Below are 22,845 nucleotides of genomic sequence, written 5' to 3' on the forward strand. Positions count from 1 at the left end.
GGCCACCTCATCGGGCCCGGTCAACGTCGAGACAGGTGACCTTGCACCCTTGAGAATCGCGAGCCGGTCGACCATCGTTGAGCATCCCCGAACCCAAACCCAGGTCAATCGCATGCTCGCAGCTCGATCTCAGATGCAACTCCTGTCCGCACTGGCCTTGCTCGGCCTGGCGGCGGCCGGCTCCACGGCCAGGGCCGACGACTTCGGCCGGCTCGACGGCAAGGTCCTCGAGCGGGTCGCGGGCGAGGCGAAGCCGGCGCCGGGGCCGCTCACCATGTCGGCGATCGCGCGGCTTCCGGCCGTGCTGGCCGGCTCAAGGTCACCTCTGCTCGTGGCCAGGAGCAACGAGAAGGGGATGGCCCGGCTGCTGGTCGCCCCTGCGTTGAAGAAGCGGGCCGGCGGCGGCGAGCCGATCCCGGTCCTGATCATCGAGCGGTTCGACGCCTTCGCCGCCGGCGAGTCGACCACCCGCCAGGCCCATGCCCAGGACCTGATGCTCTTCGACGGCTTCGAGTTCGACCTCGACGCCGGCCAGGTCGTGCCCTCGGGGCAGGGGGGCGACCTCAGGTTCTCGGCCGAGGGCGAGGGAGGCCCGCGGCTGATCGCCCTCGGGGACGCACAACTGTTCATCCCCGAGTCCAACCCGCTGCCCGCCGCGCCCGAGCCGGGCAAGCCCTCGGCGGGCCGGGCGGTGATCCCGGGCGACTTCGGCGGGGTTTACCGCCTGAATGCCGACGGCCAGTGGACCGGCTCGCTGGAGCTGAAGGTCGGGCCCGAGGGCGAGGTCTCTGGCCGGTTCGCCTCGGACCTGAACGGGACGGTCTACCCGGTCGAGGGGGAGGTCTCGCGGGAGTCGCCCCAGAAGGTCAGCTTCCGCGTCAAGTACCCCCGGGCCGAGCAGGATTTCGAGGGCAGGCTCTTCACCGAGGGGAAGAATGCCCTGGCCGGGACCGTCGTCATGCTGGGCAAAGCTTATGGGTTCTATGCCCTGCGCGAGACGGCCCCGGAGCCCGCTCCGGCCGGGAAGTAGGTCAGTCCTCGGTCTCGGCGAGCAGCTCGTTGATCTCGTGGTTGAGCATGCCCATGTCGGCCCCCTCGTCGTCGAAGTCGTCATCGAAGCTGTCGATGTCGTCGCGGCCCATGCGGCTGCCGTAGTCGACCCTGGGGTCGGAGACGGCAGTCTCGCGGCGGCCGCTGTCGCCGACCTCGGTCTGCGACCTCGCCCTGAGGTAGAGCTTGATCGGGATGTCCTGGAACGGCAGCCGCTCGCGGAAGGCGTTGAGCAGGTAGCGCTGGTAGGTCGGCTCGAACAGGGACGGCCGGTTGACGAACAGGACGATCGTCGGCGGGGCCGAGCCGACCTGGGTGGCGTAGTAGACCCTGGGGAACTTGCTGTCCTTGCCGGTCGGCGGGTGCGCCTCCAGGGCCTCGCGGACGATCCGGTTGAGCATGCCGGTGCCCACCCGGCCGTTGGCCTGCTTGAACATCGACTGAGCAAGGTTCAAGAGCGCTTTCACGTTCTTGCCCGTCTTGGCGGTGATGAACGCCATGGGCATGTACGTCATGTTGCGGAACGAGGCCTGCACGGCCCCCGCCGCGCGGCCGGTGGCGTTCTCGATCCGGCCGGCAGGGTCGGACATCACCAGGTCCCACTTGTTGAACACGAAGATGCACGGCTTGAACTGCTTGGCGATGTAGTCGGCAAGCTGCTTGTCCAGCCGCGAGATCCCCTGCGTCGGGTCCAGGAACAGCAGGACCACGTCGGCGCGGCGGATCGAACGCTCGGCCCGGTGCACGCTGTAGAAGTCCAGGTCGTCGCGGATCTTCGCCTTGCGGCGGATGCCCGCCGTGTCGATCGCGGTGAACGGCAGGCCGTCCAACTCGAACCGGACGTCGACGGAGTCGCGGGTGGTGCCGGCGACCTCCGAGACGATCATCCGCTCGGCGTGGGCCAGGGTGTTGATGAAGGTCGACTTGCCCGTGTTGGGCCGGCCGACAGCCGCGATCTTCATCACCGACTCGCGCGGCCGGAAGTCGTCGCCGGTCGGCAACCGCTCGGCGATCATCTTCTCCAGCAGCCGCTTGTTGCGCCTCTGCTCCACGGAGATGTACACCGGCTTGCCGCGGCCGAGCTTGTAGAAGTCGCCGCCTCGGCTGTCGAACTCCTCGGTATCGGCCTTGTTAATCACCAGGATGACCGGCGTGCTCAGGGGCCGCAGGCGCTCGGCCACCTCCTCGTCGAGCGGCATCCGGCCGTCGCGGACGTCGACGACGAAGAGGATCAGGTCGGCCTCGTTCAGGGCCGTCTCGATCTGGCTGTCGACGTGCGCGCTCAGGTCGTCGCGGTCGACCATGCCGATCCCGCCGGTGTCGATCAGCTCGAAGAACCGGGCGTTGGCGTCCTCGCCGACCTGGGCCAGGGTCCCGACCCGGTCTCGGGTCACGCCCGCGACGTCGTCGACGATCGCGATCCGGCGGCCCGCGAGCCAGTTCATGAGGGACGATTTGCCCACGTTGGGGCGGCCGACGATCACCACTTTGGGCAATGCCATGAGGAACGAACTCCGGGCGTCGTATCCCGACCCCGCAGGGTCCGGCGACGCCAATCCACTGGAACGGTCGACGTAGGGCCCCGTCCTATCCCGGAACGGCCGCAACGAGAGCGGCCGCCTGGCCCCGTCCCCGGCCCGACCTGGGTCAATTTCACCCAGGGCGGCCGGGCCCCGCTTCGTCTCACGACGATCGGCGCACGACACAAGGTTTATTATAAAGGAATCCATCCGAGGGCAACAGCGTGATTGATGATATGGTCCCAGAGCAACCGACCGATCCGGCATCAGGAGCAAGCTTTGAGGGCTCCTCCGCGATTTTCGAGGCCACCGACATTTTCAAGGGGCTCCCCACCCCGGGGCGTCTGGATTTGCTGACATCCATGAATGAGGGCGATCGGATTGCCCTGTTGGGTTCCCTTTCCCCGGACGACCGCCGCGCCCTGATGGACGGGCTCGCCGCGCGTGGGGCACTCTCCCCCGCCGAGACCCCGGAACCGGCACCGGCCGTCATCCCCGGCAATGACCTGACCATGCCCGACCTGGCGGCGTTCGTCGTCGGGGCGGCCGTCGCTTCGGCCCACCTCCGGCCGCAGTTGGATGGCGGAATCCTCGGCGTCACCTGGCTCATCCTCGGCCCCGTCTTCGTCCTGATCTCGGTCACCGCCTCGGGCCCGTTCCTACTCTGGATCAGGCGCCGGGTCCGCCGGGTTTCTGGATATCCCAAGCTTGGCGATTTGCTCTGGGGCATGCTCGGTGCTCCCTGGGTCATCTTCGCCCCCTTCGCGGGTCACGCGCATTCCGATGTCAGCCTCGCCGCGATCGGTCTTTCCTGGTCCCTGGGCCTGGCGTGTGTGGTCGCCCTGGCCGCGGTCGTGTTGAACTGGTCCAACGTCAGCCCCGAGCGGGCCTCGCTGACGGCCGGCCCCCCCTGGACGAATCGCCTCGGCCTGTTCCTCGCGGTCGCCTGGCCGTTCCAGTGCGCCTCGTGCCTGGCCGTCCTCAGCGGCTGAGCGTGCGCCAAGACACCGGAGGCCCGAGCATGACCGAACCCGCCCCGCCTCGCCGCTTCCGGCTGCTCGACACGGCGGCCCTGGTCGTGGGCTACGGCCTGGCCTCGCTCCTCGTCCGCGCGTTCTGGCCCGAGGCCCCCACGACCCCGTTTCCCGTCGCCGCGGCCATCGGCCTGGAATACCTCTGGCTCGGCCTGGCCATGAGCGGGCCCATCGTCATGGCGGCCAACCGCCGCAAGCCCCCCGACGACATCGACGACGACGAGACCCCCGACTCCGAGCGTCCCAGGGCCACCTGGGCCGAGAACGCCTGGATCCTGGTCGGCGTCTACTGGATCTGCCTGACCATCCTGGTCGTCCCCGCGCGTCTCCGTACCACCCGCGTCTCCGACGTCGCCTTCCTCGGCGTCTTCCCCATCCTCGCCTCGATCGCCCTCGGCTGGCTCTCCCGCAAGGAGCAGCCCCCGGAATACAACTGGACCCACAAGACCGCCGTCTGGCTGATCCTCACCTGGCCCGCCGCCTGGGTCGTCCTCATCCTCCTGGGCAAGGTCCTGTAGCTCGTCTCCCGGTGCCATGTTCTTGCAAAGCATGGGCATGAGTCAATCGACCCCCGATCCCCGGACACACTCCACGCGCAAGCCCGCCGCATCGCCCGACCGCGCGACGAGGGAAAACAGGGACTGGCTCCGCAGCGAAGCGCAGGTGCCTGTCTCCGTTTTCCCGGCAGACCGTTGGGGACGCGACGTTCAGGCGGGAACCGCGCGGCCAGTGCGTGGAAACCCCTCGATCCAACCGGATTGTTAAAGATCGGCACATTTCCAGGATACCGGCCCGACTTCAGGCAGCCGGCAGGGCGACAATGCGGAGCAATTCCGGGCGAACCGTCCGGGTCACCACCGCCGAAGGCCGGGCCAGCCGCCGGCGGGGCCTGACCGCCCGCATCAAGGTCCGCGCGACCGCACCCGGCCCGGCAAGCGAGCGGGCCAGCAAGAGCAATCGGCCCGCGAGATGGGTCCGCCCGGCGAGTTGGCCCGACCCCCCGCGTTGGCTTCGTTCGGCGCGTTGCATCCGCAAAGCGTCGTGGCTTCGTTCGGAGCGAGGAACAGCCCCGGCGGGCAGGGAATGGCCGTTGCTTGATGCGTGGTCGCCCCGATCATGCGTCCGATCGGAATCGGGCGTGGGGGCGCCGGGATCGGGGTTGGGGGCGGGAGATTCCGGGTGCGGGACCGGGTCGGGCGCGCACCAGACGGAGGAGACCTGCCGGGGACGCTCAACATAATCGTGCGTCATCACCGGGATCGGGGCCGGCTTCTGGCGCCCCTTGTGCAGCATGTCCAGCGCCCACCGCTGTCGGCGGAAGCTGGCCGTCTCGTACCGACGAAGCAGGACCAGCGTCGGGTCATCGACGGCGATCAGGCCCATCGACGTCGCCTCGCGCAGGTCATCATCAATCGCGTCGAGCGCCTCTTCACGGCGCATCAGCAGCCCGTCAATCTCCGATTCGACCAGCTCCCGCAAGTGGGACATCAGGGCATCGCCGTCGGATGGATCGAGCGGGTTGTCCATCTCGCGGACCTCGGCGGAAACCCCCATCAGGTCCATCGCCAGCGACCGCTGCGGTTCGCTCCAATCCCCCGTTTTTTCCAGCACCTTGCCCAGCGCCTGCCAGCGGACCAGCATCCAGTCGCACCCGGCCGAACTCGTCGACAGCTTGGGCGCCACCTCATCAGGGCACCCCGCCAGAGTCTTCCCCAGCTTCGCCGCCTCGGCCTTCCGCTCGTCGAGCCAGCACGCCCCGGCCCGCCGAGCCCGGACATCCCGCACCAGCCGCTCCTCGATCCGGCAGCGGTCGATCCGCACGCTCTCGATCGCAATCGTCTCGACCAGCCCCAGCTCGAACGCGTTCATCGGCCGCAGCGACGAGACCAACTGCTCGCCCCGCTCGCGGGCGGCCTGCGCCTCGTCCTCGGGGACCACCACCCCGGCGCCGGCCAGCCCGTGGATCAGGCTATTGCGCCGAGACCGCGCCTTGCCCTCCTCGGTCCTGGGCCCGGTGCTCTTCTGCGCGTTGCGGCGATTGGCGTCGATCCGGCGCTGGCTGCTCTCGGAGTTTCCCATGGTGCTGCGTCGCTTCCTTGGGGTGCGGATTCAGGAGGTGTGCAAGCCTCGCCGACATCGGCGAAGGGCCCGGACCGCGCGACTTCGCGCCAGTCCTTGGGGCCTCTCCTCAAGAATATCCCCTAAGCGGGAGATAATGCCCCAAGAAAATCGACAAATTCGGAAAAGAATTCCGGACCCCCATCTCGGCCCGGCAAAATCCCGCCCGCGTCCGGGCCTGAACGGGCCGAAATCGCGCCCGGCACCCTCCGTGTCCAGGGCAGTCCAGACCTTAGCCGCGGGGAGCGACGGGGCACGCGGCCGAAAAGGCATGTCCCGTCGAGCCCCGCCCAATCATCAACTCCGGCTGACCCCGCCCAATCCTCAATGGCCCTCATCCGTTCCGTCCATTCGAGCCTTGCGACCTCCCTTGGGCGTGGATAGGCTCGCAGTCGTCCGCGACGCGCGGTGGTCTCCGCCCGCCCTGAAAGCGATCCGACCGCTTTGGAGTGTTCCATGCCCCGCAATTTCGTGCTGACCCTGGCCGGGCCCGACCGGATCGGGATCGTCGAGGAAGTGACCCGCCTGGTGCTCGAGAAGGGCGGCAACGTGGAGGCCAGCCGCATGGCGCGTCTCGGCGGCGAGTTCGCCGTCCTGATGCTCGTCGCGACCCCCGCGGGCAAGGGCGACGTGACCGAGGCCGATTTCGACGGCCTGAAGGCCCAGGGCTACAAGCTCTCCGTCGCCCCCGCCGCCATGCCCGCCGACTCCGCGCACGAAGGCTGGAACCCCTACCGGATCGAAGTCGACGGGGCCGACAACGAGGGCATCATCCACGAAGTCTCCCGCCACCTGGCCGCCCACGGAATCAGCATCGAGGAAATGGACTCCGAGTCCGCCCCCGCCCCCACCAGCGGAGTCCCCCTCTTCTCCATGAGAGCCCTCGTCCTCGTCCCCCCCGATGTCGACGAAGCCTGGACCGACGGCCTCAAGGAGATCGGCTGGCGGATGAACCTGGAAATCGACGTCGCGCCTGCGTCGGAGGATGAGGTCGATGAGGATTGACGGGCGAGGGCAGGTCACCTAAACACTGGATTCCCCCCCTCTAGCCAGCCGAAGCCCGAGGCCTGGGCCCTTCTAGTTAGTAGGATCCGGCGGACACGATCTCACCACCGCTCCTCGTCGAGAGGGCCCTCCACACCTCGATCGAGATCGTTTCTCTTGCCGACACGACGTGACCGTCCGCGAACAGGCAGTTCGACGAGGTCCCGTGGAGGCTACCGGCGGTGTAGGCACCCTCCTGGGCATACCCGTCGTTGGAGCACGTCTTCCCATTCGGCGTGATGTTGTGGTTGTAGACTGTCATGCTCAACTGCCCTTCGAGCCATTTGAGGCCCTTGGCCTCGCGCTCCGCGAGCGCCGTGCTGCCGAGGCAGGCGGCGATGAATGCGTCAAACTTCTCGGGCCCTCGGATCATCGGCGTGATGTAGACCTGCCGCTTGGGCTCAGGATCGGGCGCGGTCGGGGGCGGGCTGACCAGCCATTCGGACATCGCCACGGTATTGGACATGCCATCCGCGATGCCGGCGATCCGGATGGGCTGTTCGAAGCCGTTCACGAAGATGCCGTTGCTCGAGGCCTCGGGCACCGAATTCCTCTGGGCACCGAAGCCGATGCACACGGGATAGCTGGCGGGTCCGCCCGGGCCACGAGCGGCGGAGTCCGAAGGGCAGGCGAAGATGGAGAGCGACGTGGATCCGACGGTCCTGTTCTGCGACGAATAGGGGTTCACGTTGAAATTGATCGAGTGGTACAAGGCCGTCTGCTCGCAGAACGGGAGCATCATTGAGTGGGCCGAGAAACCGTTGATATTGCCCGCGAACGGCATCGAGCTCAGCGCGGTTTCGTATGACGACAGGGCGATGCCCAACTGACGGAGATTCTGCATACAGCTGGCCCGCCTAGCCGCCTCGCGTGCCGCCTGGACCGCGGGCAGCAGGATCGCGATCAATACACCGATGATGAGGGCCGCGACCATCGCCTCGATCAACGTGAATCCGTTCACTCGTCGTCGCATGGATGACCTCGGGTTGGCCGGTCGAGTTGGAATCGGGACGGCGGACAATGTCATCGAGGGAAAAGGGGACATTCTACTTTATTGAAGTGGGCCCGCCTTCCTGGGGCGGGGCTTGGAAAAGTAGAACGTCCCCTTTTTCCCTTTCAACGAGGACTTGGCGTTTTGGGTGAGGTTGCGGTGGACATCTCGATGACGGCAATTCTCTGCTTCGCGGCCTTGGCCTGGGGGCTGTCCGGGTAATTTTGGATCAGCAAGCGGTAGGCTTTCAAGGCTTCGGAGGGCTTCCCCATCGACTCCAGATGGCCGGCCTTCAAGAGCAACAAGGCGGCTTCGTCGGGAGCAGGCTCGTCTTCCTGGGCGAGTTCGATCAGGTCGCTCCGGTTGAGCTTGCGCCCCAAGCCCACGAGCAAATTCGTCGCCTCATTGACGGTCGTGATGTCTGCCTCCATCTTCCGGACTGCCAGAAGCCAATCGACGGCAGCTTCCCGCTTGCCCTGGCGTATCAGGGACTTTGCGATCGCGAGGTCTGAATTCGCCTTCGTCACCGAGCCAGGGGCTTGCGATCCGCCCTTGCCGGTCGAGTTTTGACTGTCCGCGACGGCGACTGACGCCGAGGTAGGCTTGGATGTCGTTCTCGCCCGCTTCTTCTTCGACCTTCCACCTATCCGGGGTGACGGCGGAATGTATCCTGTCGCGTCGTGGCCAGTCGCCCGGTAGGGCTGGGCGTTGATAGCCTCGGCAAGCCCGCCGCCGAAGCCCATGCCGACTCCGCCCCCGTAACTGCCGTCATATCCGGCGGAGTTCGGCAGGAACTGGCCACCGGCGTAGAACTTGCCGTTGACGGTGATACCGCCGGCCGGGGCGTGCCGCTGCTGGGCCATGCATTCGCCGGAAACGGTCAGAATCAGGTATGCCGAGATTCCCAGAACGATGCGTCTTGAAATCGTCTTTGTGGACGGTTTGGACATGATTCAACTCGATGGGGGGCGAACTTCAGAGCGTCGAGGCGAGATCATCAGGTATATCGTGCGATCATGCAATCGTGTCGGGGCGAAATGAGTCTTCCCGGCGACGAAAGTGCCGGCGGCGGGGCGAGAGGGGAAAAGGGGACATCGAATCGACCCCCCCGAAGTCGCCACGCTCGGCTGGGATCGGCCCGATGTGCCGGAGAGGGTTAACCTGGCCAATCTCTCGAAGATCGGGCAGCGGGAGGTCGAGTCACGCGGACCCGATCAGCTCGTCGTCGCCCCCAGCTGCATCATCAGGCCCAAGGTGTCCATAAGGATTCGGGTGTCCTTGATCCGCCCTTCGATAAGCCGGTCGATGACCATTCCCCATACGGACACACCGCGGCCGGTGGCCGGGATGCCGAGGAATGGCCCGTTGTGGGTCCCGGTCCACGCGAACCGAGTGAGCACGCGGTCGCCTTCGGTGAGTTGCTCCTCGATGGTCCAGTGCATGTCGGGGAACGCGGCACGCATGCCACGCAGGACGTCCTGAAGGCCGGTTAGGCCAGGTCCCTGGCCCGGGAACGGAACAAGTTCGACCACGTCCTCCCAGGCGAACCGATCGGCCCCGTCCACGTCCCCCTGATTGATGACCTCCTCGATGAACCGGCGGACGATGGCGGCATTGTCGGGCATGGACGGTTCTCCGGACGGTTCGGGCGACCCCAAAGAGGCCCGGAGAGTTTACCGCGGTCCTGACCTCTGCGCAAGGGTGACCCCATGGCGAGCTAAGTCGTTGCCGGTTCCCATGATCTCGCACGCGGCCCGCCCCGCGGTTCTCGCCCGGAGCAGCTTTCGAAGGAAAGGGAAAAGGGGATCGATTCACGACGTTAAGATTCTTCTGGATTCAACGCATCACCCATGGCATCATGATCGGCTCTTCTCGTCATCACCTTTCTATCGAGAATCTCCGACGATGCGAACGAGGATCTATTCCACCGGTCTCCTTTGTCTCGCGATGATCGCGACAGCGTCCTCGGCCCGGTCCGAGGCGATCGGGATTTCCTTTTACGGCAGCCTCTACGACATCGACCTGGCGACCGGTGCTGCCACAAATCTCCGGAACACGGGGCTTCAGTCGGTTGTCGGGGTCGCCCTGCGTGCGGATGGCGCCCTGTTTACGATGACGACATTCGGCGACAACATCCCATCAACGCTCATGCGCATCGACCCGCTCACCGGGGCCGCGACTGTCATCGGTGCGGTGGGCCTGGACATCCGCGAGGGCGACCTCGGCTTCGACCCGAGCACCCAAGAACTGTTCGGGCTCTTTAACCTCGGGAGCGGGGGTACGCAGAGCCTGCTGCGATTGGATGCCGACACGGGGCAGGCCACGGTGATCGGTGTGGTCCCGGGGGGGGTTGACGATATGTCCGGCCTGACATTCGACGCGTCGGGTAATCTGCTCGTCCTGGAGACTCGCATCAGCACGGATGGAGACTCAAGGCTCCTGACGCTGGACAAATCGACCGGTGCAATCCTCTCTGCGCTGACGCTCGATCGTCAACTCGGAGTGGTCGGGGGTCTCTCGTACGACGGCCTCTCCGGCAATCTCTACCTCGTCGAAGGCAATTTCGGCTCATCCGACCCGAATTCCCTCTACACGGTTGATCGGACAACGGGTGGATTGACCGCGGTCGGGCCGACCGGCCTATCGACCGAAGGCCTGGCGGGCCTGACGATCACCCCGTTCGCAGTCGCGGTCCCGGAGCCGGCGTCAGTTGTTCTTTTAGGCCTTGGTGTCGCAGGCCTCGGGGTCCGGCTCCTACGTCAGCCCCACCGTCGGGCCATGACCCGTTAGGTGGACGACCAGTTCCCCGCCTTAACGTGGGCGCAATGCGGCCCACTCCAGGAGGGCGTCGAGTGCCGGGCACATCGCCTTGCCCCACTCGGTCAACTCGTATTCAACCTTCGGGGGGACCTGGGGATAGACGGTCCGCTTGACCACGCCGTCTCGCTCGAGCTCGCGGAGCTGCTGGATCAGCATCTTCTGCGAGACGGCGGGCAGGGCCTTCTCCAGCTCCGAGAATCGCAGGACCCCGCTGCCGAAAAGCTGGAAGATGATGGCCATCTTCCATCGCCCCTCCAGGATGCGAAACGCATCCGCGACGCCGCTGGCGGCCATCGCGGGGGTGACGTCGTCTAACTTACCTGTGGGTGAGTACCCCACTTTTTTGTCTGTTCTTGCCATGGTTGTCAGTATAGCCATAAAGTTCGGCTCAAGCGATTGGCCCTCTCGGTTTGTGTTGACCGACGGCTGCTGAATCGCTCAAGCCGAGGCGACGATGAGCAATTATCTGGGGTTCAAGGGCACACGAGCCCTCGTCACGGGCGGCAGTAAGGGCATCGGCGAGGCGGTCGTCCGGCGAATGCGGGAGGCCGGTGCGACGGTGCTCACCACCGCTCGCACGCGGCCCGCGGACATCCCGGACGACGAGTTTTTCGTCACTGCGGACGTGGCGACTGCCGAGGGCTGTACGACCGTGGCTGACGCGGTCCTGGGGCGACTTGGCGGGGTCGATGTCGTGGTCCACGTCGTCGGCGGGTCATCGGCCCGCGCGGGAGGGTTCGCGGCGCTCGACGACGGCGCATGGCGGCGGGCACTCGACCTGAACCTGTTCCCGGCGGTCCGATTGGATCGGGCCCTGCTGCCGTCGATGCTCGAGCGGGGGGCGGGCGTCATCATCCACGTCAGCTCGATTCAGCGAGTTTTGCCCCTGCCCGAGGCCACGATGGCCTACGCCGCGGCGAAGGCCGCGTTGTCGAACTACAGCAAGGGGCTCTCGAAAGAAGTGAGCCCGAAGGGCGTCCGCGTGGTCCAGGTCTCGCCCGGGTGGGTCGAGACCGAGGCCTCCACGGGACTTCTCCGGGAGTTGTCGAAGACGATGGGTTCAGGGATCGAGGAGGCCCGCCAGGCTCTGATGGCCTCGCTCGGGGGCATCCCTATCGGCCGGCCGGCCCGTCCCGAAGAGGTGGCGGACCTCATCGCGTTCCTCGCCTCGCCACGAGCGGCCTCCATCACGGGGGCCGAGTACGTCATCGACGGAGGGACGGTGCCCACGGTGTAAGACCTCGAGGTTGATCTGCCGCTTGATCATCACCCCATGACCTGCCCACCTTATGGGAAGGGGACATTCGACTTGATTGAAGCGAGGTCGTCTTGCTGGGGCGCGAGGAGCACGACGTCGAGTCGAGCTTCTCGCGGGGTTGCTGCGGAGTTGTCACACAATCGGGGCCGGTTTCGTCCTTGTGGTCAGTCGGGGGCATCGGTGGGATTGGACCGGGTCGCACTCGTCGAGTGGCGGCTCTGGTCCTTCCGCCGCGATGTGCGGGCGACAATTCGGGAGACTTGCCATGAAGATTGTGGTGATTGGCGGCAGCGGGCTTATTGGTACGAAGCTCGTGAGCAACTTGCGGGCGGCTGGCCACGAGGTCGTGTCGGCGTCGCCCTCGTCGGGCGTGAATACGCTCACGGGCGAGGGCCTTGCCGAGGCTCTGGCGGGGGCCAGCGTGGTCGTCGATGTGGCGAACTCGCCTTCGTTCGAGGACAAGGCCGTCATGGACTTCTTTGAGACGACGGGCCGGAATATCCTCGCCGCCGAGGCGATTGCCGGGGTTTCCCACCATGTCGCCCTGTCGGTCGTCGGCACCGAACGGCTGCTGGCGAGCGGGTATTTCCGGGCGAAGATGGCCCAGGAAACGCTGATCCAGGGCGCGAAGATCCCCTACACGATCGTGCGGTCGACGCAGTTCTTCGAGTTCGTCGGCGGCATCGCCCAATCGGCCACCGAAGGGACGACCGTCCGCCTCTCGCCGGCCCTGTTGCAGCCGATCGTTTCCGATGACGTCGCCGCGATCCTCGCCGAGGTCGCCGTCGCGGAGCCCTTGAATGGCACGATCGAGATCGCCGGCCCCGAGGCCATCGCCCTCGACGAACTCGTCCGCCGCTATTTGATCGCGAACCATGACCCGCGAACCGTCATCACCGATCCCAAGGCCGGATACTTCGGCACCGAGGTGGACGACCGGAGCCTGACCCCCGGCCCCGGCCCCGGCGCCCGCCTCGGCGCCACCCGTTACAACGACTGGCTCGGGCGTACCGCCGCCAAGGCTTGAGGCATCGTGCGGCCCCATGCTTCCGGAAGGCCTACTCCGAGTCTTCACGGTCCGAGGTCGATGTGCCGCTGCCGGTGGCTTCACCGCGGCGGGGAAAGGGGGGATACTCTCCCTTTTGTCGGGAAGGCCGGCGGTCTCGGACGCGAGGGGCGGTCTTCGAGATCGACGCATGGGAAACGGGGGCTCGAAGTGACGATTGACGCGGACCACATTCGTCTTGGACGACGGGCCTTCCTCAAGAACGGGACTCTGGTGCTGGCGGCGGCCTCTCTGGGGTCGGCGAAGCTGATCGCCGACGAGGGCGCTCCGCGCGTGCGTGTGGGGCTTATCACCGACCTGCATTACGCCGACAAGGCGCCGGCCGGCACGCGGCACTACCGGGAGACGCTGGCGAAGCTCGACGAGGCGGCCCGGCAGTTCGAGCAAGACAAGCCGGCGTTCCTGGTGGAACTCGGGGACCTGATTGATGCGGCCGACTCGGTGGATGTGGAGTTGGGCTATCTCAGGACGATCGAAGGGAAATTCTCGGCGATCTGCAAGGATCGGCACTACGTCCTGGGCAATCACTGCGTGGAGACGCTGAGGAAAGAGGAGTTCCTGGGCGACGTCGGGCAGGCGACGTCGTACGAGTCGTTCGACCGGGGCGGAATCCATTTCGTCGTGCTGGATGCCTGCTTCCGCGGCGATGGCAAGCCGTATGGCCGGAAGAACTCGAAGTGGGACGACGCCAACATTCCCGCCGCCGAACTCGAATGGCTGGAAGGGGATCTCAAGGCGAATGACAAGCCGGTCGTCGTGTTCGCGCACCAACGTCTGGATGTCAGCAATGCTCACGGCGTGAAGAATAACGGCGAGGTGCGGAAGGTCCTCGAAGCGTCGGGGCGGGTCCTGGCCGTGTTCCAGGGGCACAGCCATCAGAACGACCTCAAGGAGATCGGCGGGATCCACTACTGCACGCTGGTCGCGATGGTGGAAGGCTCGGGCGCCGAGAACAGCGGTTACTCGCTCCTGGAGATCGGATCGGATGGGACGATCGAGCTGACCGGGTTCCGCAAGCAGAAGGGGCATACCTGGGAGCGTCCGCAATAAACGCTTGCCTTCGGGATGTTCGAGTTTGTGATCCGGCATCCTTGGAAGGTCGAGCACACCGTTCTTGCCCTCTCGGTCGTCGCCCCGACGGCGACCCCCACGACGGTCGCGTCGGGGTTCATTACGATGGACACCTCGCTCGATTCGAGCGATGCGCGACCCGAGGGGCTCGACCCGTGGTGAATCATCGGCGCGGGCTTCGGCTCGGTCTCGGCCCCGTCTTCGCGTTCGAGTGGACGGCGTGCTCGCGGCGGTGGCAATGGTATGCGCTGCGGGTGTTGTTCGCGGGGACGCTGCTGGCGGCGCTCCTGGTGGCCAACTCTCAATATGTAGGGCCAAGAAGCGGGGCGACGCTGCGCGACCTGGCGAAGCTCGGCGAGAATTTCTACATCGCGATGATCGGGACCCAGCTGACCCTGGTGCTGCTGGCGGCCCCGGCCGCCACGGCAGGCGCGGTCTGCCACGATCGTTCGTCGGGCATGTTGACTCACGTGCTCCTCACCGACCTGTCCGACTCCGAGATCGTCCTCGGCAAGCTCGCCGCCCGGCTGGTGCCGGTGGTCGGGCTGGTGGGCTGCGCGTTGCCGCTGATGGCGATCCTGACCCTGATGGGCGGGGTCGACCCCGAGGCGCTCGTCGGGGCGTCGCTCGTGACGGTCGGTCTGGCGGTGCTGGGGTGCTCGCTCGCGTTCCTCCTCTCGCTCTGGGCGAGGAAGACGCACGAGGCATTGCTCGGCACCTATGCCGTCTGGGGGATCTGGCTAGCCGGCCGGCCGTTCCTCGGGTTGTTGAACTCGGCGTTCGGATTGTCCTTGGCCGTTCCCCCCAGGCTGGTCGATCCCTATTACCTGGCCTTCGCGCCTTACTGGTCTCCCGGCACCGTTTCGTTGGGCGAGTACGGCCTCTTCCTGGCCGCCACCACCGGTGTCGCGTGTGTGCTCGTCGCCGTCGCGGTGTTCAGGCTCCGGGCGGTTTGCACCCGGGTGAACGTCGCCAGGAAGCTGAGCGTTCGAGGCCGGCTTGAGAGGTTCGCCGCCCGACTCGACCCGTCGCGGCTTCTGCCCGGCCCCTCGCTCGACTTCAACCCGGTGCTCTGGCGCGAGTGGCACCGGGCTCGCCCCTCGGGGATGGCACGCGTCGTGGGTGCGTGCTTCATGGCGAGTGCGGTCGTCGCGAGCCTCGCCGCGATCATGATGCCGAGGTCTTCGTTCAGCATGGCCTGGGTCAACGGCCTCCAGGTCTCGATCGGGATGCTCCTGCTGAGCGTGACGGCGGCGACGTCGCTGGCCGAGGAGCGGGCTCGGGGAAGCCTCGACGTGCTGATGACGACGACGCTCTCCACGCGCCAGATTGTCATGGGCAAATGGCTGGGGACGTTCCGCCTGGTCCCCTGGTTGGCGGTCCTGCCCGTCCTTGTCATCCTTTGCAGCGATCCCTTGAAGCGGGCTTACGTTCGTTCCGCCCTGCTGACGTTCCTCTTCGTTCTCGTCTGCGGTGCGGCGGTCACCGGTCTGGGGCTCGCGATGGCGACCTGGTGCTCCAGGCTCGGTCGGGCGATCGCGCTGACGGTTTCGATCTATGTCCTCCTTGCGGTCGGCTGGTTTTTCATCGGGGCGGTCTCCATGAGGAGCCCCGACGGAGAGGGGTGGATGATGGCCAGCCCCTTCTTCTTCCCGGGCCAGCTGGCGGCCGACATGTGCGCCAATAACCCCGATCGAAATCACATCGAGTGGGCGATCTACTGGACGCAGGTCTATGCGGTCGCTGCCGTACTGCTCTTTGTCGCGACGCTGCTCACCTTCAACCGATGCCTGGGCCGAGTCGAGGTCGGGCTCCCCCTGGCTCGTCCGATGCTGCGAGACGGGGCCGAAACCGTGAAGACCGTGGCGATCGGCGGCGATCCGGCGGGTCATTGAGCCGCGGGTACTGTCGGTGGCGGCGTCCGAGAGACGCTCGGCGTCCCTCGTGAGGGGTCGGATCCGGCTCTTTGTCGCGGAGGACGTCCCACCAAAAAAGTTGACCTACGCTTGTCTCGGCCCAGACGTGCATGGACTTCCCCGATGATGGGGAACGGGCGGGGCCCGCGCGGTTGACTTTGAGGGTTCTGATGATGCTCCGCCGATCGGTGGTTGCCGGCGTGGCCTGCTGCGTTGCGGCCGTGTTCGTCGCCGGCGTGGCCCAAGGGGCTGCTCCCGTCCCGGCCGCGGGGACGGAAGGGGGGAGGGGACGGTTCCCGGATTTCGGGTTCTTGCCCCAGGGGTATTCCGGCCGGAGCTTCAAGCTCAGCCAGGACTATCCGTCGGTTGCGCCGGACAAATCCGCGGTCCCCGAGTTTTTCGGGGCGGAGACGCGGAGCGACTGGGTGGAAGGGTCGCTGCGGGCGGGCTGGAAGCCGTATATGCTGGCCCTCAGGCGATATTGCTATGAAGGGAATGTCGAGGCCGACTGGCGGGTCGAGGAGAACAAGGTCCGCCGCTGGTATCACATGCCCTGGCAGCACTTCGGCCCCACCGGGCGCGAGGGAATCCGAGGGATGACGAAGGAGGCGGAGGTCAAGAAGTACCAGCTCGCCCCGGGACAGACGTACTCCGGCGGGCAGACCTATGCCGTGGCGTATTACAACGAGATCGCGGGATACACGATCGGCCAGGTCTGGAAGAACCACGAGGCCCCCGACTTGCAGGGCGGGGCGGAGTTCGGCCACGGCTCGGTGATTTGCAAGCTGCTGTACGTGGACGTGCCGACCGAGCAGGTGCCCAGCCTGGTGGATCCGATCCTCTGGCAGGGCTATATCTGCGACAACTTCGCGTCGGACAATCGCTCGGTGCGGCCGCTCGCCCTGATCCAGATGGACGTCATGGTGCGGGACGACCGGACGCCGACGGGCTGGCTGTTCGGCACGTTCCAGTACAACGGGACGCTGAAGCGGGCCGACCGCTGGGACAACCTCGTGCCCGTGGGAGTGCAGTGGGGCAACGACGAGGGAGTCAGGACCGACAAGTATCACATCCGCTGCCCCGAGCGGACCTTGACGGTCGCGGAGATCCGGGAATCGATCATCAACGAGGACCGGGACGAATTGCCCGCGACCCACCTGGGGTGGAACGGCCGCCTGAACGGTCCGGTGGACAATCCCCGCAGTTCTTGCATGAGCTGCCACTCGACGGCCCAGTATCCGATCAAGTCGGAGATGGCCCCGTTCTTCGAACAGAACCCCCCGGCGCCGGGCGACGATCGCTGGATGCGCTGGTTCAAGAACAACAAGTGCACCAGCAAGGGGGGCGTCGCGTTCGACGAGGGGAGCCAGTCGGCCGATTTCTGCATCCAGCTCGTGCAGGGGATCGACAACTTCCATCGCTGGAAAGACCAACGAGGCGGGATCTTCGCCTCCGAGATCGACAAGCCCGGGGTGCTCGACCGCCCCGAGGCCAGCCGCGACCGGCCCGAGACCGACCGGAATGACCGGAACGACCTGGGCCTGGACCCCAAGCCGCTGTCGAGCATCCAGCCCGACCAGGACGACGAGCCCGACCCGCTGCCGAAGCGATAACGATCTGTCACTTCGCGAGAAGAACTGAGGACCGGTGCGGCGGCCGCGAGGAGCGGGCCGCGGTGCCGGTCCTCTTCGCATGCGCAAGCCGACTTTCAGAGGGGCTTTCCTCCTCTTCGGGCACTGTCGGGGCGGCGTTTATCGCTTGCTTGATGAATGTTGGAATTTTTGCTAGGGTTCGTGGATCCCAGACCTCAAACCTATGCACGAATTTCGAGAGCGGAGCGGCTCGGATGCTTCGATTCCTCGGCCCTTCGTCCCGTCTTTGCGACGGCTTGACACGCCGCGAGATCCTCCGCGTAGGCGGGCTCGGCTTGCTGGGCTCGGGCCTGAACATCGCGGACCTGGCCCGCGCCGGGGTCGCCGGGGGGCGTGCGTCGGCCGGCTCGACGTTCGGGCGGGCCAGGTCGTGCATCGCGCTGTTCCTGATGGGCGGGGTGCCGCAGCACTCCACCTGGGACCCCAAGCCGGACGCCCCCGAGCAGATTCGCGGCGAGTTCCGGCCGATCGCCACGAAGGTTCCCGGCCTGAGCCTCTCGGAGCTGATGCCGCGGACCGCCGCGGTGGCCGACAAGCTCTGCATCCTGCGGGCGATGTCCACGGGCGACAACGCCCACTCGTCCAGCGGCTATTACATGCTGACCGGGCAGCCCCACAACCCGAAGAATTTCGAGAACGCCAACCCGGGGGCGCCCAACGATGCCCCGGTGCTGGGTGCGCTGGTCGGCCGGCTCGCCCCGCCCCTGGGCGGTTTGCCTTCCGCCGTGACGCTGCCGCACCGGATCTTCAATACCGACGGCAGCATCTGGCCCGGCCAGGATGCGGGGTTCCTGGGCCGGTCGAGCGACCCCTGGTTGTTGAACGCCGTGCCGACCGCCGAGGGCTACCAGATCCGGGAGATCAACCTGCCCGCGGACCTCGACCCGGCCCGGCTGGGGCGGCGCAAAAGTCTCCTCGACGAGGTCAACGCCTTCAGCCAGGGCCTCGGGGCGAAGTCGATGGAGGGGCTGACCCGGCAGGCGCTCGACCTCCTCTCGTCGGCCCAGGCGCGACGGGCATTCCAGCTCGATGACGAGCCGAGAGAGAGCCGCGACCGTTACGGGGCCAGCCCGTTCGGCCAGGGGGTGTTGCTGGCCCGCCGCCTGGTCGAGGCCGGGGTCCGGCTGGCGCAGGTCAACTGGTATCGGGCGGCCGACGAGCCGCAGGCCAATCCCTGCTGGGACAGCCACGAGAACGAGGCGGGCCGCCTCAAGACGGTGCTGATGCCGCCGACCGATCAGGCCTACTCGGCGCTGCTCGAAGACCTCGACCGGCGAGGCCTCCTGGACGAGACGCTGGTCGTCTGCATGTCCGAGTTCGGCCGGACGCCGAACCTCGATGCCAGGGGGGGCCGGGGCCACTGGGGGACCGTCTTCTCGGTGAGCCTCGCGGGCGGAGGGGTGCGCGGAGGCCAGGTGTACGGGGCTTCGGACAAGATCGGCGGCGACCCGCGCGACGGGCTGGTTCGGCCCGAAGATCTGGCGGCCACCATCTTCCACTGCCTCGGCTACAGCCCCGACACCGAGTACCAAGATCCCCTCGGCCGCCCCCACCCGATCAGCCGGGGCACGGTCCTCCACGCGATCCTCTGACGTCGATCGGTGATCGCGAGGTCCGATCGGTCGAGCATGGATTCCCGGGCAATTCAGGGCACCGGGGATTCCGCCGGGCGGGACTCTGAAGTTCTTGGGTCGCGTCGGGAAGTCTCGGCATAATTTCGGACGTGGTTGGGCGAACGTCTTCCATGAGCCACGAAAACCCCTCCCTCGGCCGACGATCCGACCTGGACGCCCTGCGGGCGGGCGCCATGCTGCTGGGGATCGTCCTGCACGGGTCGCTCTCGTTCTTCCCGTCGTTCTGGGTCGTCACGGATCGTCGGCAGGATCCTGCTTTCGGGATCGTGTTCTCGGCCATCCATGGCTTCCGGATGCCGCTCTTCTTCGTCATGTGCGGTTTCTTCAGCGCCATGCTGCTCCACCGCCGAGGCCGTTGGGCGCTGGTCAAGCACCGGTTCCACAGGGTGTTCCTCCCGTTGTTGCTGGGGATGGCCACCGTCGTCCCGGCCACGATCTGGATCTCGGGCGTCGCGATGTCGTCCGCCCCCCCCAAGCCGGCCGCCCTGAAGCCGGCCGCCAAGGCGTCGAACATCTGGACGGCCGCCCAGGCAGGGGACCTCGGCGCCATCGAGGGGTACCTGGCGAGCGGTGTGGCGGTGGATGAGACGGATCCCGAACAGGGCGGGACGCCGCTGCTCTGGGCGGGGGCCTCCGGTCGGGCCGAGGCGATCGAACTGCTCATCAAGCGGGGCGCCGATGTGAACGCCTCCGACCGTGAAGGCGGGACGGCCCTGCACGCGGCGGCCTTTCTGGGTCACGAGCTTACCGTCGATGTGCTCCTCAGGAACGGCGCGAAGGTCAACGCGACGAATAAGCGCGGTAACACGCCTCTCGATCTCGCGGTCCTCGATGAGGAGACCACCCGGTTCTACGCGTCGCTCCTCCAACTCAAGGCGAACGAAGACGGGTTGGGACGGCACAAGGCCACGATCGCGGAGTCCCTGCGCCAGCGTGGCGCGAAGGTGGGGCGCACGACGAGCGTGGCGGAACTGCTGATGCAGATCCCCATCTTCCACCACCTCTGGTTCCTCTGGTTTCTCTGGTGGCTCGTCGTCGGCTATGCGGCCCTCTCCGCCCTCGGCGCGAGGCTGCCCTCGGTCCACCTGCCCGACTGGCTGGTCCTCTCGCCCGCCCGCTACCTCTGGCTGGTCCCACTGACGATGATTCCCCATTGGTCCATGGGAGACGGGGGCGCGTCCCCGATCTTCGGGCCCGATACCTCGATCGGCCTTCTGCCGATCCCGCACGTCCTGGCCTATTACGCGATCTTCTTCGGCTTCGGTGCCCTCTATTACGGGGCCGAAGACCGGTCCGGTCGCGTCGGCCTGCGATGGTGGCTGCCGCTCTCGATCGGGCTCCTCGTCGTCTTCCCGCTGGGGATGGCCCTCATGGCGGGCTGGGCCGGGCCCGCGGGCGCTGAACTCGGGCCGCTGCAGCGACGAGTCCTGATGGTTCTGTTGCAGGCGGCCTTCCCCTGGCTCATGACGTTCGGACTCATGGGATTGTTCCGGCGGGTCTGCTCGGTCGAGAGCCCGACGATGCGTTATCTGTCCGACTCGGCATACTGGCTCTATCTCGCCCACCTGCCGCTGATCATCGGGGCCCAGTACGTGGTCCGAGACTGGCCGATCCCGGCCCCGGTGAAGTTCGTGCTCATCGTCGTGGCGGTGACCGCGTTCCTGTTGTGGACCTATCAGGCCATGGTCCGCTACACCTGGCTGGGGCGGTTGCTGAACGGGCCGCGCACCAGGCCCGCGCCTGCCGGGGCGCCCGTCGTCGTCGCATGAAGCCGTGTCACGTCAGTGACGTCTGCGTTAACGGCCGATCCCTCACGCTCGGGGGACCGGACCGATCAGGGGGCCTGCGAGGTGGCCGCGCCCTGGGACAGGAGGTTGTCGAGGTCCAGGTGCCGGGAGAACATGGCCAGGCCGCCGTCATGGTCGCGCGGCCATTCCTCGCGGGGGCGGTCCCAGTAGAGTTCCACGCCGTTGCCGTCGGGGTCGCGGATATAGAGGGCCTCGCTGACCCCATGGTCGCTCGCGCCTTCCAGGGGGATTCCTGCCGCGATGAGCTTTCGCAGGGCATCGGCGAGCGCGACGCGGGTCGGATAGACGATGGCCAGGTGATAGAGGCCGGTGGTGCCCGGCGGCGGGGGCGTGCCGCCGAGGCTCTCCCATGTGTTCAGGGCGATGTGATGGTGGTAGCCGCCCGCGGAGAGGAACGCGGCGCTCTTGCCGTACCGCTGGGTCAGCCCGAAGCCGAGCACACCGCGGTAGAAGTCGAGGGCGCGGTCCAGGTCGGCCACCTTGAGGTGGACATGCCCGATCCCGACGCGTGGATCGATTGGCTCGCTCATGGCCCTGCTCCCGGTCGTTTCCTGGGGCGGATGTCGGCGACCAGGACATGGACCGGGCCGCCGACATGCCTGCCATCGTCAAGGTTTTCCCGATGTCTTCCCGGCCAAGAGGGCGGGATCGACCAGGAGGGCGAGGATCGCCTGGGCGTAGACGCGGTGGCCATAGTCGTTGGGGTGATTGACCCCGTTGCCGTTGAGGTCGAGGTGATGCTTCCGAGCCAGCAATCGACTCCAGATTGAAGTGAGGTCGACGAGGACGACTCCCGGGGCTTCGAGCGAGGCCAGCGCTTCGCGGTACTCGGGGAACATCGACGGCGGGGTCGCCATCCAGTCGGGGTTGCCGGTCATGGTGGCGACCAGGATGACTTCGGTCTCCGCATTCGTCGCATGGATGCGCTTGAGCATGGCTTCGATGTTCGCCCGGAACGCCTTGGGGTTACGCCCGCCGACGTCGTTCATCCCGTAGGCGATCACGATCAGGTCGGGGTTCGACTTCAGGAGCTTGTCGACGTCGTTGAGCCCTTGCCCCGACGACCAGCCGCCGACGGCGAAATTGCGGAGCGTGACCTTGGCGCCGTAGGTCGCCTCGAGCTGGGCCGCGACCAGCGTGGGGTAGGGGGGGAGGAACGGGAGTGTCTTGGTGAACTCCGATGCGTTGTATCCCTCGGAGATGCTGTCGCCGCTAACGGCGATCGTCACGGGCTGCTTCGCCTTGAGCCTGTCGATGGTTCGCCCGAGCCGTTCGCCCGCGAACGAAGGTCTGTAGGCATCCCACTTCGCGTCCCTGGGGACGTAGCTTACCTCGACCTGGCGGTCGTGGAAGAAGTGGGCGTTGTCGAAGAGGATGCTCGTCTCGGGATGACCTGTGCGGTGGCCGATGCTATTGGGCGATCCCTTGGGAGGGAACAGCTCCCCCTCGGCGAGCGACGCGATTTTCGAACCCTGGGGGAGCACGATCCCCGAGCCGTCGGGGGTCAGTTGATAGTCGGTCTCGTTCTCGAACGAGCGGAGTCCATCGGCGGAACGGACTTCGAGCACGCGTTCGGCGTCATAGAGGAGCCTGGCCGACGGCTTGCCGTCCGCCCCCTTGATGAACAGCACGCTCTCGCGGTGGATGGTGCCGCCGTCCCAGGGCCCCTTGAGAAGGTGGAGATCGGGCAGGCGTTCGGAGATCGGCGCCGGTCGCGGCTGCGGATCTTCGGCCCGTGCGGGGGTGGCCACGAGGCCGATCAATGCCGGGAGGGACAGGACACAGCGCGATCGGAATTGCATCGGGATTCTCCGCGAGGATGGATTGTTCGTTTCGGCGGCCCGTTGCGGGGCGGGAGAGGCC

General features: G+C 66.6%; 21 protein-coding genes. 13 read left to right on the forward strand and 8 right to left on the reverse strand.

The genetic code is table 11. The features are described 5' to 3' along the window. The first annotated feature begins 112 nt into the window (after positions 1–112). A complete protein-coding gene (locus tag EP7_RS16375; RefSeq protein WP_463522566.1) occupies positions 113–1,030 on the forward strand; it encodes an ExbD/TolR family protein in 918 nt (305 codons plus the stop codon). A gap of 1 nt (position 1,031) precedes the next feature. Here the strand turns inward: EP7_RS16375 and der are convergent, their stop codons facing one another. Further along, positions 1,032–2,552, reverse strand: coding sequence for a ribosome biogenesis GTPase Der (gene der / locus EP7_RS16380; RefSeq protein WP_463522568.1), 1,521 nt, complete (start codon positions 2,550–2,552; stop codon positions 1,032–1,034). Positions 2,553–2,932: 380 nt separating this feature from the next. Between der and EP7_RS16385 the strand changes: the two genes are divergently transcribed. Continuing rightward, positions 2,933–3,562, forward strand: a complete 630-nt coding sequence (locus EP7_RS16385) for a hypothetical protein (RefSeq protein ID WP_463522570.1) — start codon at positions 2,933–2,935, stop codon at positions 3,560–3,562. Between the two features lie 29 nt (positions 3,563–3,591). Further along, a complete protein-coding gene (locus EP7_RS16390; RefSeq protein ID WP_463522572.1) occupies positions 3,592–4,122 on the forward strand; it encodes a hypothetical protein in 531 nt (176 codons plus the stop codon). A gap of 280 nt (positions 4,123–4,402) precedes the next feature. Here the strand turns inward: EP7_RS16390 and EP7_RS16395 are convergent, their stop codons facing one another. Continuing rightward, positions 4,403–5,683: a hypothetical protein gene (locus EP7_RS16395; RefSeq protein WP_463522574.1), complete on the reverse strand. Its 1,281-nt coding sequence runs from the start codon at positions 5,681–5,683 to the stop codon at positions 4,403–4,405. A gap of 495 nt (positions 5,684–6,178) precedes the next feature. Between EP7_RS16395 and EP7_RS16400 the strand changes: the two genes are divergently transcribed. Beyond that, positions 6,179–6,727, forward strand: a complete 549-nt coding sequence (locus EP7_RS16400) for a glycine cleavage system transcriptional repressor (RefSeq protein WP_463522576.1) — start codon at positions 6,179–6,181, stop codon at positions 6,725–6,727. 76 nt (positions 6,728–6,803) lie between these two features. On the opposite strand, the gene EP7_RS16405 is transcribed toward EP7_RS16400, so the two are convergent. From EP7_RS16405 to EP7_RS16415, 3 genes are all read right to left on the reverse strand, one after another. Then, positions 6,804–7,739, reverse strand: a complete 936-nt coding sequence (locus EP7_RS16405) for a DUF1559 family PulG-like putative transporter (protein WP_463522578.1) — start codon at positions 7,737–7,739, stop codon at positions 6,804–6,806. Positions 7,740–7,882: 143 nt separating this feature from the next. Continuing rightward, on the reverse strand, positions 7,883–8,707 hold the full coding sequence (locus tag EP7_RS16410) for a tetratricopeptide repeat protein (RefSeq protein WP_463522580.1): 825 nt from the start codon (positions 8,705–8,707) through the stop codon (positions 7,883–7,885). Between the two features lie 264 nt (positions 8,708–8,971). Next, positions 8,972–9,382 (reverse strand): ester cyclase, encoded by a 411-nt coding sequence (locus EP7_RS16415; protein WP_463522582.1) that lies wholly within the window; start codon positions 9,380–9,382, stop codon positions 8,972–8,974. 280 nt (positions 9,383–9,662) lie between these two features. Between EP7_RS16415 and EP7_RS16420 the strand changes: the two genes are divergently transcribed. After that, positions 9,663–10,547, forward strand: coding sequence for a PEP-CTERM sorting domain-containing protein (locus EP7_RS16420; protein WP_463522584.1), 885 nt, complete (start codon positions 9,663–9,665; stop codon positions 10,545–10,547). Positions 10,548–10,568: 21 nt separating this feature from the next. Here the strand turns inward: EP7_RS16420 and EP7_RS16425 are convergent, their stop codons facing one another. Continuing rightward, positions 10,569–10,937, reverse strand: coding sequence for a winged helix-turn-helix transcriptional regulator (locus tag EP7_RS16425; protein ID WP_463528429.1), 369 nt, complete (start codon positions 10,935–10,937; stop codon positions 10,569–10,571). 94 nt (positions 10,938–11,031) lie between these two features. Here EP7_RS16425 and EP7_RS16430 point away from each other — a divergent pair, with 94 nt between their 5' ends. The 8 genes from EP7_RS16430 to EP7_RS16465 all read left to right on the forward strand — a co-directional run bounded on the left by EP7_RS16430 (position 11,032) and on the right by EP7_RS16465 (position 20,943). After that, complete coding sequence (locus EP7_RS16430; protein WP_463522586.1) at positions 11,032–11,814, forward strand: SDR family oxidoreductase; 783 nt, start codon at positions 11,032–11,034, stop codon at positions 11,812–11,814. Between the two features lie 286 nt (positions 11,815–12,100). After that, positions 12,101–12,862, forward strand: coding sequence for an SDR family oxidoreductase (locus EP7_RS16435; RefSeq protein WP_463522588.1), 762 nt, complete (start codon positions 12,101–12,103; stop codon positions 12,860–12,862). Between the two features lie 189 nt (positions 12,863–13,051). Next, positions 13,052–13,951 carry a metallophosphoesterase family protein gene (locus EP7_RS16440; protein WP_463522590.1) on the forward strand — a complete coding sequence of 300 codons (900 nt, stop codon included), beginning with the start codon at positions 13,052–13,054 and terminating at the stop codon, positions 13,949–13,951. Between the two features lie 27 nt (positions 13,952–13,978). After that, on the forward strand, positions 13,979–14,134 hold the full coding sequence (locus tag EP7_RS16445) for a hypothetical protein (protein WP_463522592.1): 156 nt from the start codon (positions 13,979–13,981) through the stop codon (positions 14,132–14,134). Beyond that, complete coding sequence (locus EP7_RS16450; RefSeq protein WP_463522594.1) at positions 14,128–15,867, forward strand: ABC transporter permease subunit; 1,740 nt, start codon at positions 14,128–14,130, stop codon at positions 15,865–15,867. Before EP7_RS16445 ends, EP7_RS16450 begins: the two co-directional genes overlap by 7 nt. A gap of 194 nt (positions 15,868–16,061) precedes the next feature. Further along, positions 16,062–17,501 carry a hypothetical protein gene (locus tag EP7_RS16455; RefSeq protein ID WP_463522596.1) on the forward strand — a complete coding sequence of 480 codons (1,440 nt, stop codon included), beginning with the start codon at positions 16,062–16,064 and terminating at the stop codon, positions 17,499–17,501. 233 nt (positions 17,502–17,734) lie between these two features. Continuing rightward, the gene (locus EP7_RS16460; protein ID WP_463522598.1) at positions 17,735–19,132 is read left to right on the forward strand and encodes a DUF1501 domain-containing protein; all 1,398 of its coding nucleotides are present in this window, start codon (positions 17,735–17,737) and stop codon (positions 19,130–19,132) included. Between the two features lie 152 nt (positions 19,133–19,284). Beyond that, complete coding sequence (locus EP7_RS16465) at positions 19,285–20,943, forward strand: acyltransferase family protein (protein WP_463522600.1); 1,659 nt, start codon at positions 19,285–19,287, stop codon at positions 20,941–20,943. A gap of 65 nt (positions 20,944–21,008) precedes the next feature. On the opposite strand, the gene EP7_RS16470 is transcribed toward EP7_RS16465, so the two are convergent. Together EP7_RS16470 and EP7_RS16475 are read right to left on the reverse strand one after the other, a co-directional pair. After that, a complete protein-coding gene (locus EP7_RS16470) occupies positions 21,009–21,512 on the reverse strand; it encodes a VOC family protein (protein WP_463522602.1) in 504 nt (167 codons plus the stop codon). Positions 21,513–21,590: 78 nt separating this feature from the next. Continuing rightward, the gene (locus EP7_RS16475) at positions 21,591–22,784 is read right to left on the reverse strand and encodes an SGNH/GDSL hydrolase family protein (RefSeq protein ID WP_463522604.1); all 1,194 of its coding nucleotides are present in this window, start codon (positions 22,782–22,784) and stop codon (positions 21,591–21,593) included. Positions 22,785–22,845 lie beyond the last annotated feature (61 nt).

It is taken from the genome of Isosphaeraceae bacterium EP7 (assembly GCA_038400315.1).
GTDB lineage: Bacteria > Planctomycetota > Planctomycetia > Isosphaerales > Isosphaeraceae > EP7.

Coding starts and splice junctions, on each gene's coding strand:
- EP7_RS16415 (WP_463522582.1), bottom strand. CDS start 9,382: ATGCCCGACAATGCCGCCATCGTCCGCCGGTTCATCGAGGAGGTCATC.
- EP7_RS16395 (WP_463522574.1), bottom strand. CDS start 5,683: ATGGGAAACTCCGAGAGCAGCCAGCGCCGGATCGACGCCAATCGCCGC.
- EP7_RS16410 (WP_463522580.1), bottom strand. CDS start 8,707: ATGTCCAAACCGTCCACAAAGACGATTTCAAGACGCATCGTTCTGGGA.
- EP7_RS16420 (WP_463522584.1), top strand. CDS start 9,663: ATGCGAACGAGGATCTATTCCACCGGTCTCCTTTGTCTCGCGATGATC.
- EP7_RS16470 (WP_463522602.1), bottom strand. CDS start 21,512: ATGAGCGAGCCAATCGATCCACGCGTCGGGATCGGGCATGTCCACCTC.
- EP7_RS16430 (WP_463522586.1), top strand. CDS start 11,032: ATGAGCAATTATCTGGGGTTCAAGGGCACACGAGCCCTCGTCACGGGC.
- EP7_RS16375 (WP_463522566.1), top strand. CDS start 113: ATGCTCGCAGCTCGATCTCAGATGCAACTCCTGTCCGCACTGGCCTTG.
- EP7_RS16425 (WP_463528429.1), bottom strand. CDS start 10,937: ATGGCAAGAACAGACAAAAAAGTGGGGTACTCACCCACAGGTAAGTTA.
- EP7_RS16435 (WP_463522588.1), top strand. CDS start 12,101: ATGAAGATTGTGGTGATTGGCGGCAGCGGGCTTATTGGTACGAAGCTC.
- EP7_RS16390 (WP_463522572.1), top strand. CDS start 3,592: ATGACCGAACCCGCCCCGCCTCGCCGCTTCCGGCTGCTCGACACGGCG.
- EP7_RS16475 (WP_463522604.1), bottom strand. CDS start 22,784: ATGCAATTCCGATCGCGCTGTGTCCTGTCCCTCCCGGCATTGATCGGC.
- EP7_RS16455 (WP_463522596.1), top strand. CDS start 16,062: ATGCTCCGCCGATCGGTGGTTGCCGGCGTGGCCTGCTGCGTTGCGGCC.
- EP7_RS16465 (WP_463522600.1), top strand. CDS start 19,285: ATGAGCCACGAAAACCCCTCCCTCGGCCGACGATCCGACCTGGACGCC.
- der (WP_463522568.1), bottom strand. CDS start 2,552: ATGGCATTGCCCAAAGTGGTGATCGTCGGCCGCCCCAACGTGGGCAAA.
- EP7_RS16405 (WP_463522578.1), bottom strand. CDS start 7,739: ATGCGACGACGAGTGAACGGATTCACGTTGATCGAGGCGATGGTCGCG.
- EP7_RS16460 (WP_463522598.1), top strand. CDS start 17,735: ATGCTTCGATTCCTCGGCCCTTCGTCCCGTCTTTGCGACGGCTTGACA.
- EP7_RS16385 (WP_463522570.1), top strand. CDS start 2,933: ATGAATGAGGGCGATCGGATTGCCCTGTTGGGTTCCCTTTCCCCGGAC.
- EP7_RS16400 (WP_463522576.1), top strand. CDS start 6,179: ATGCCCCGCAATTTCGTGCTGACCCTGGCCGGGCCCGACCGGATCGGG.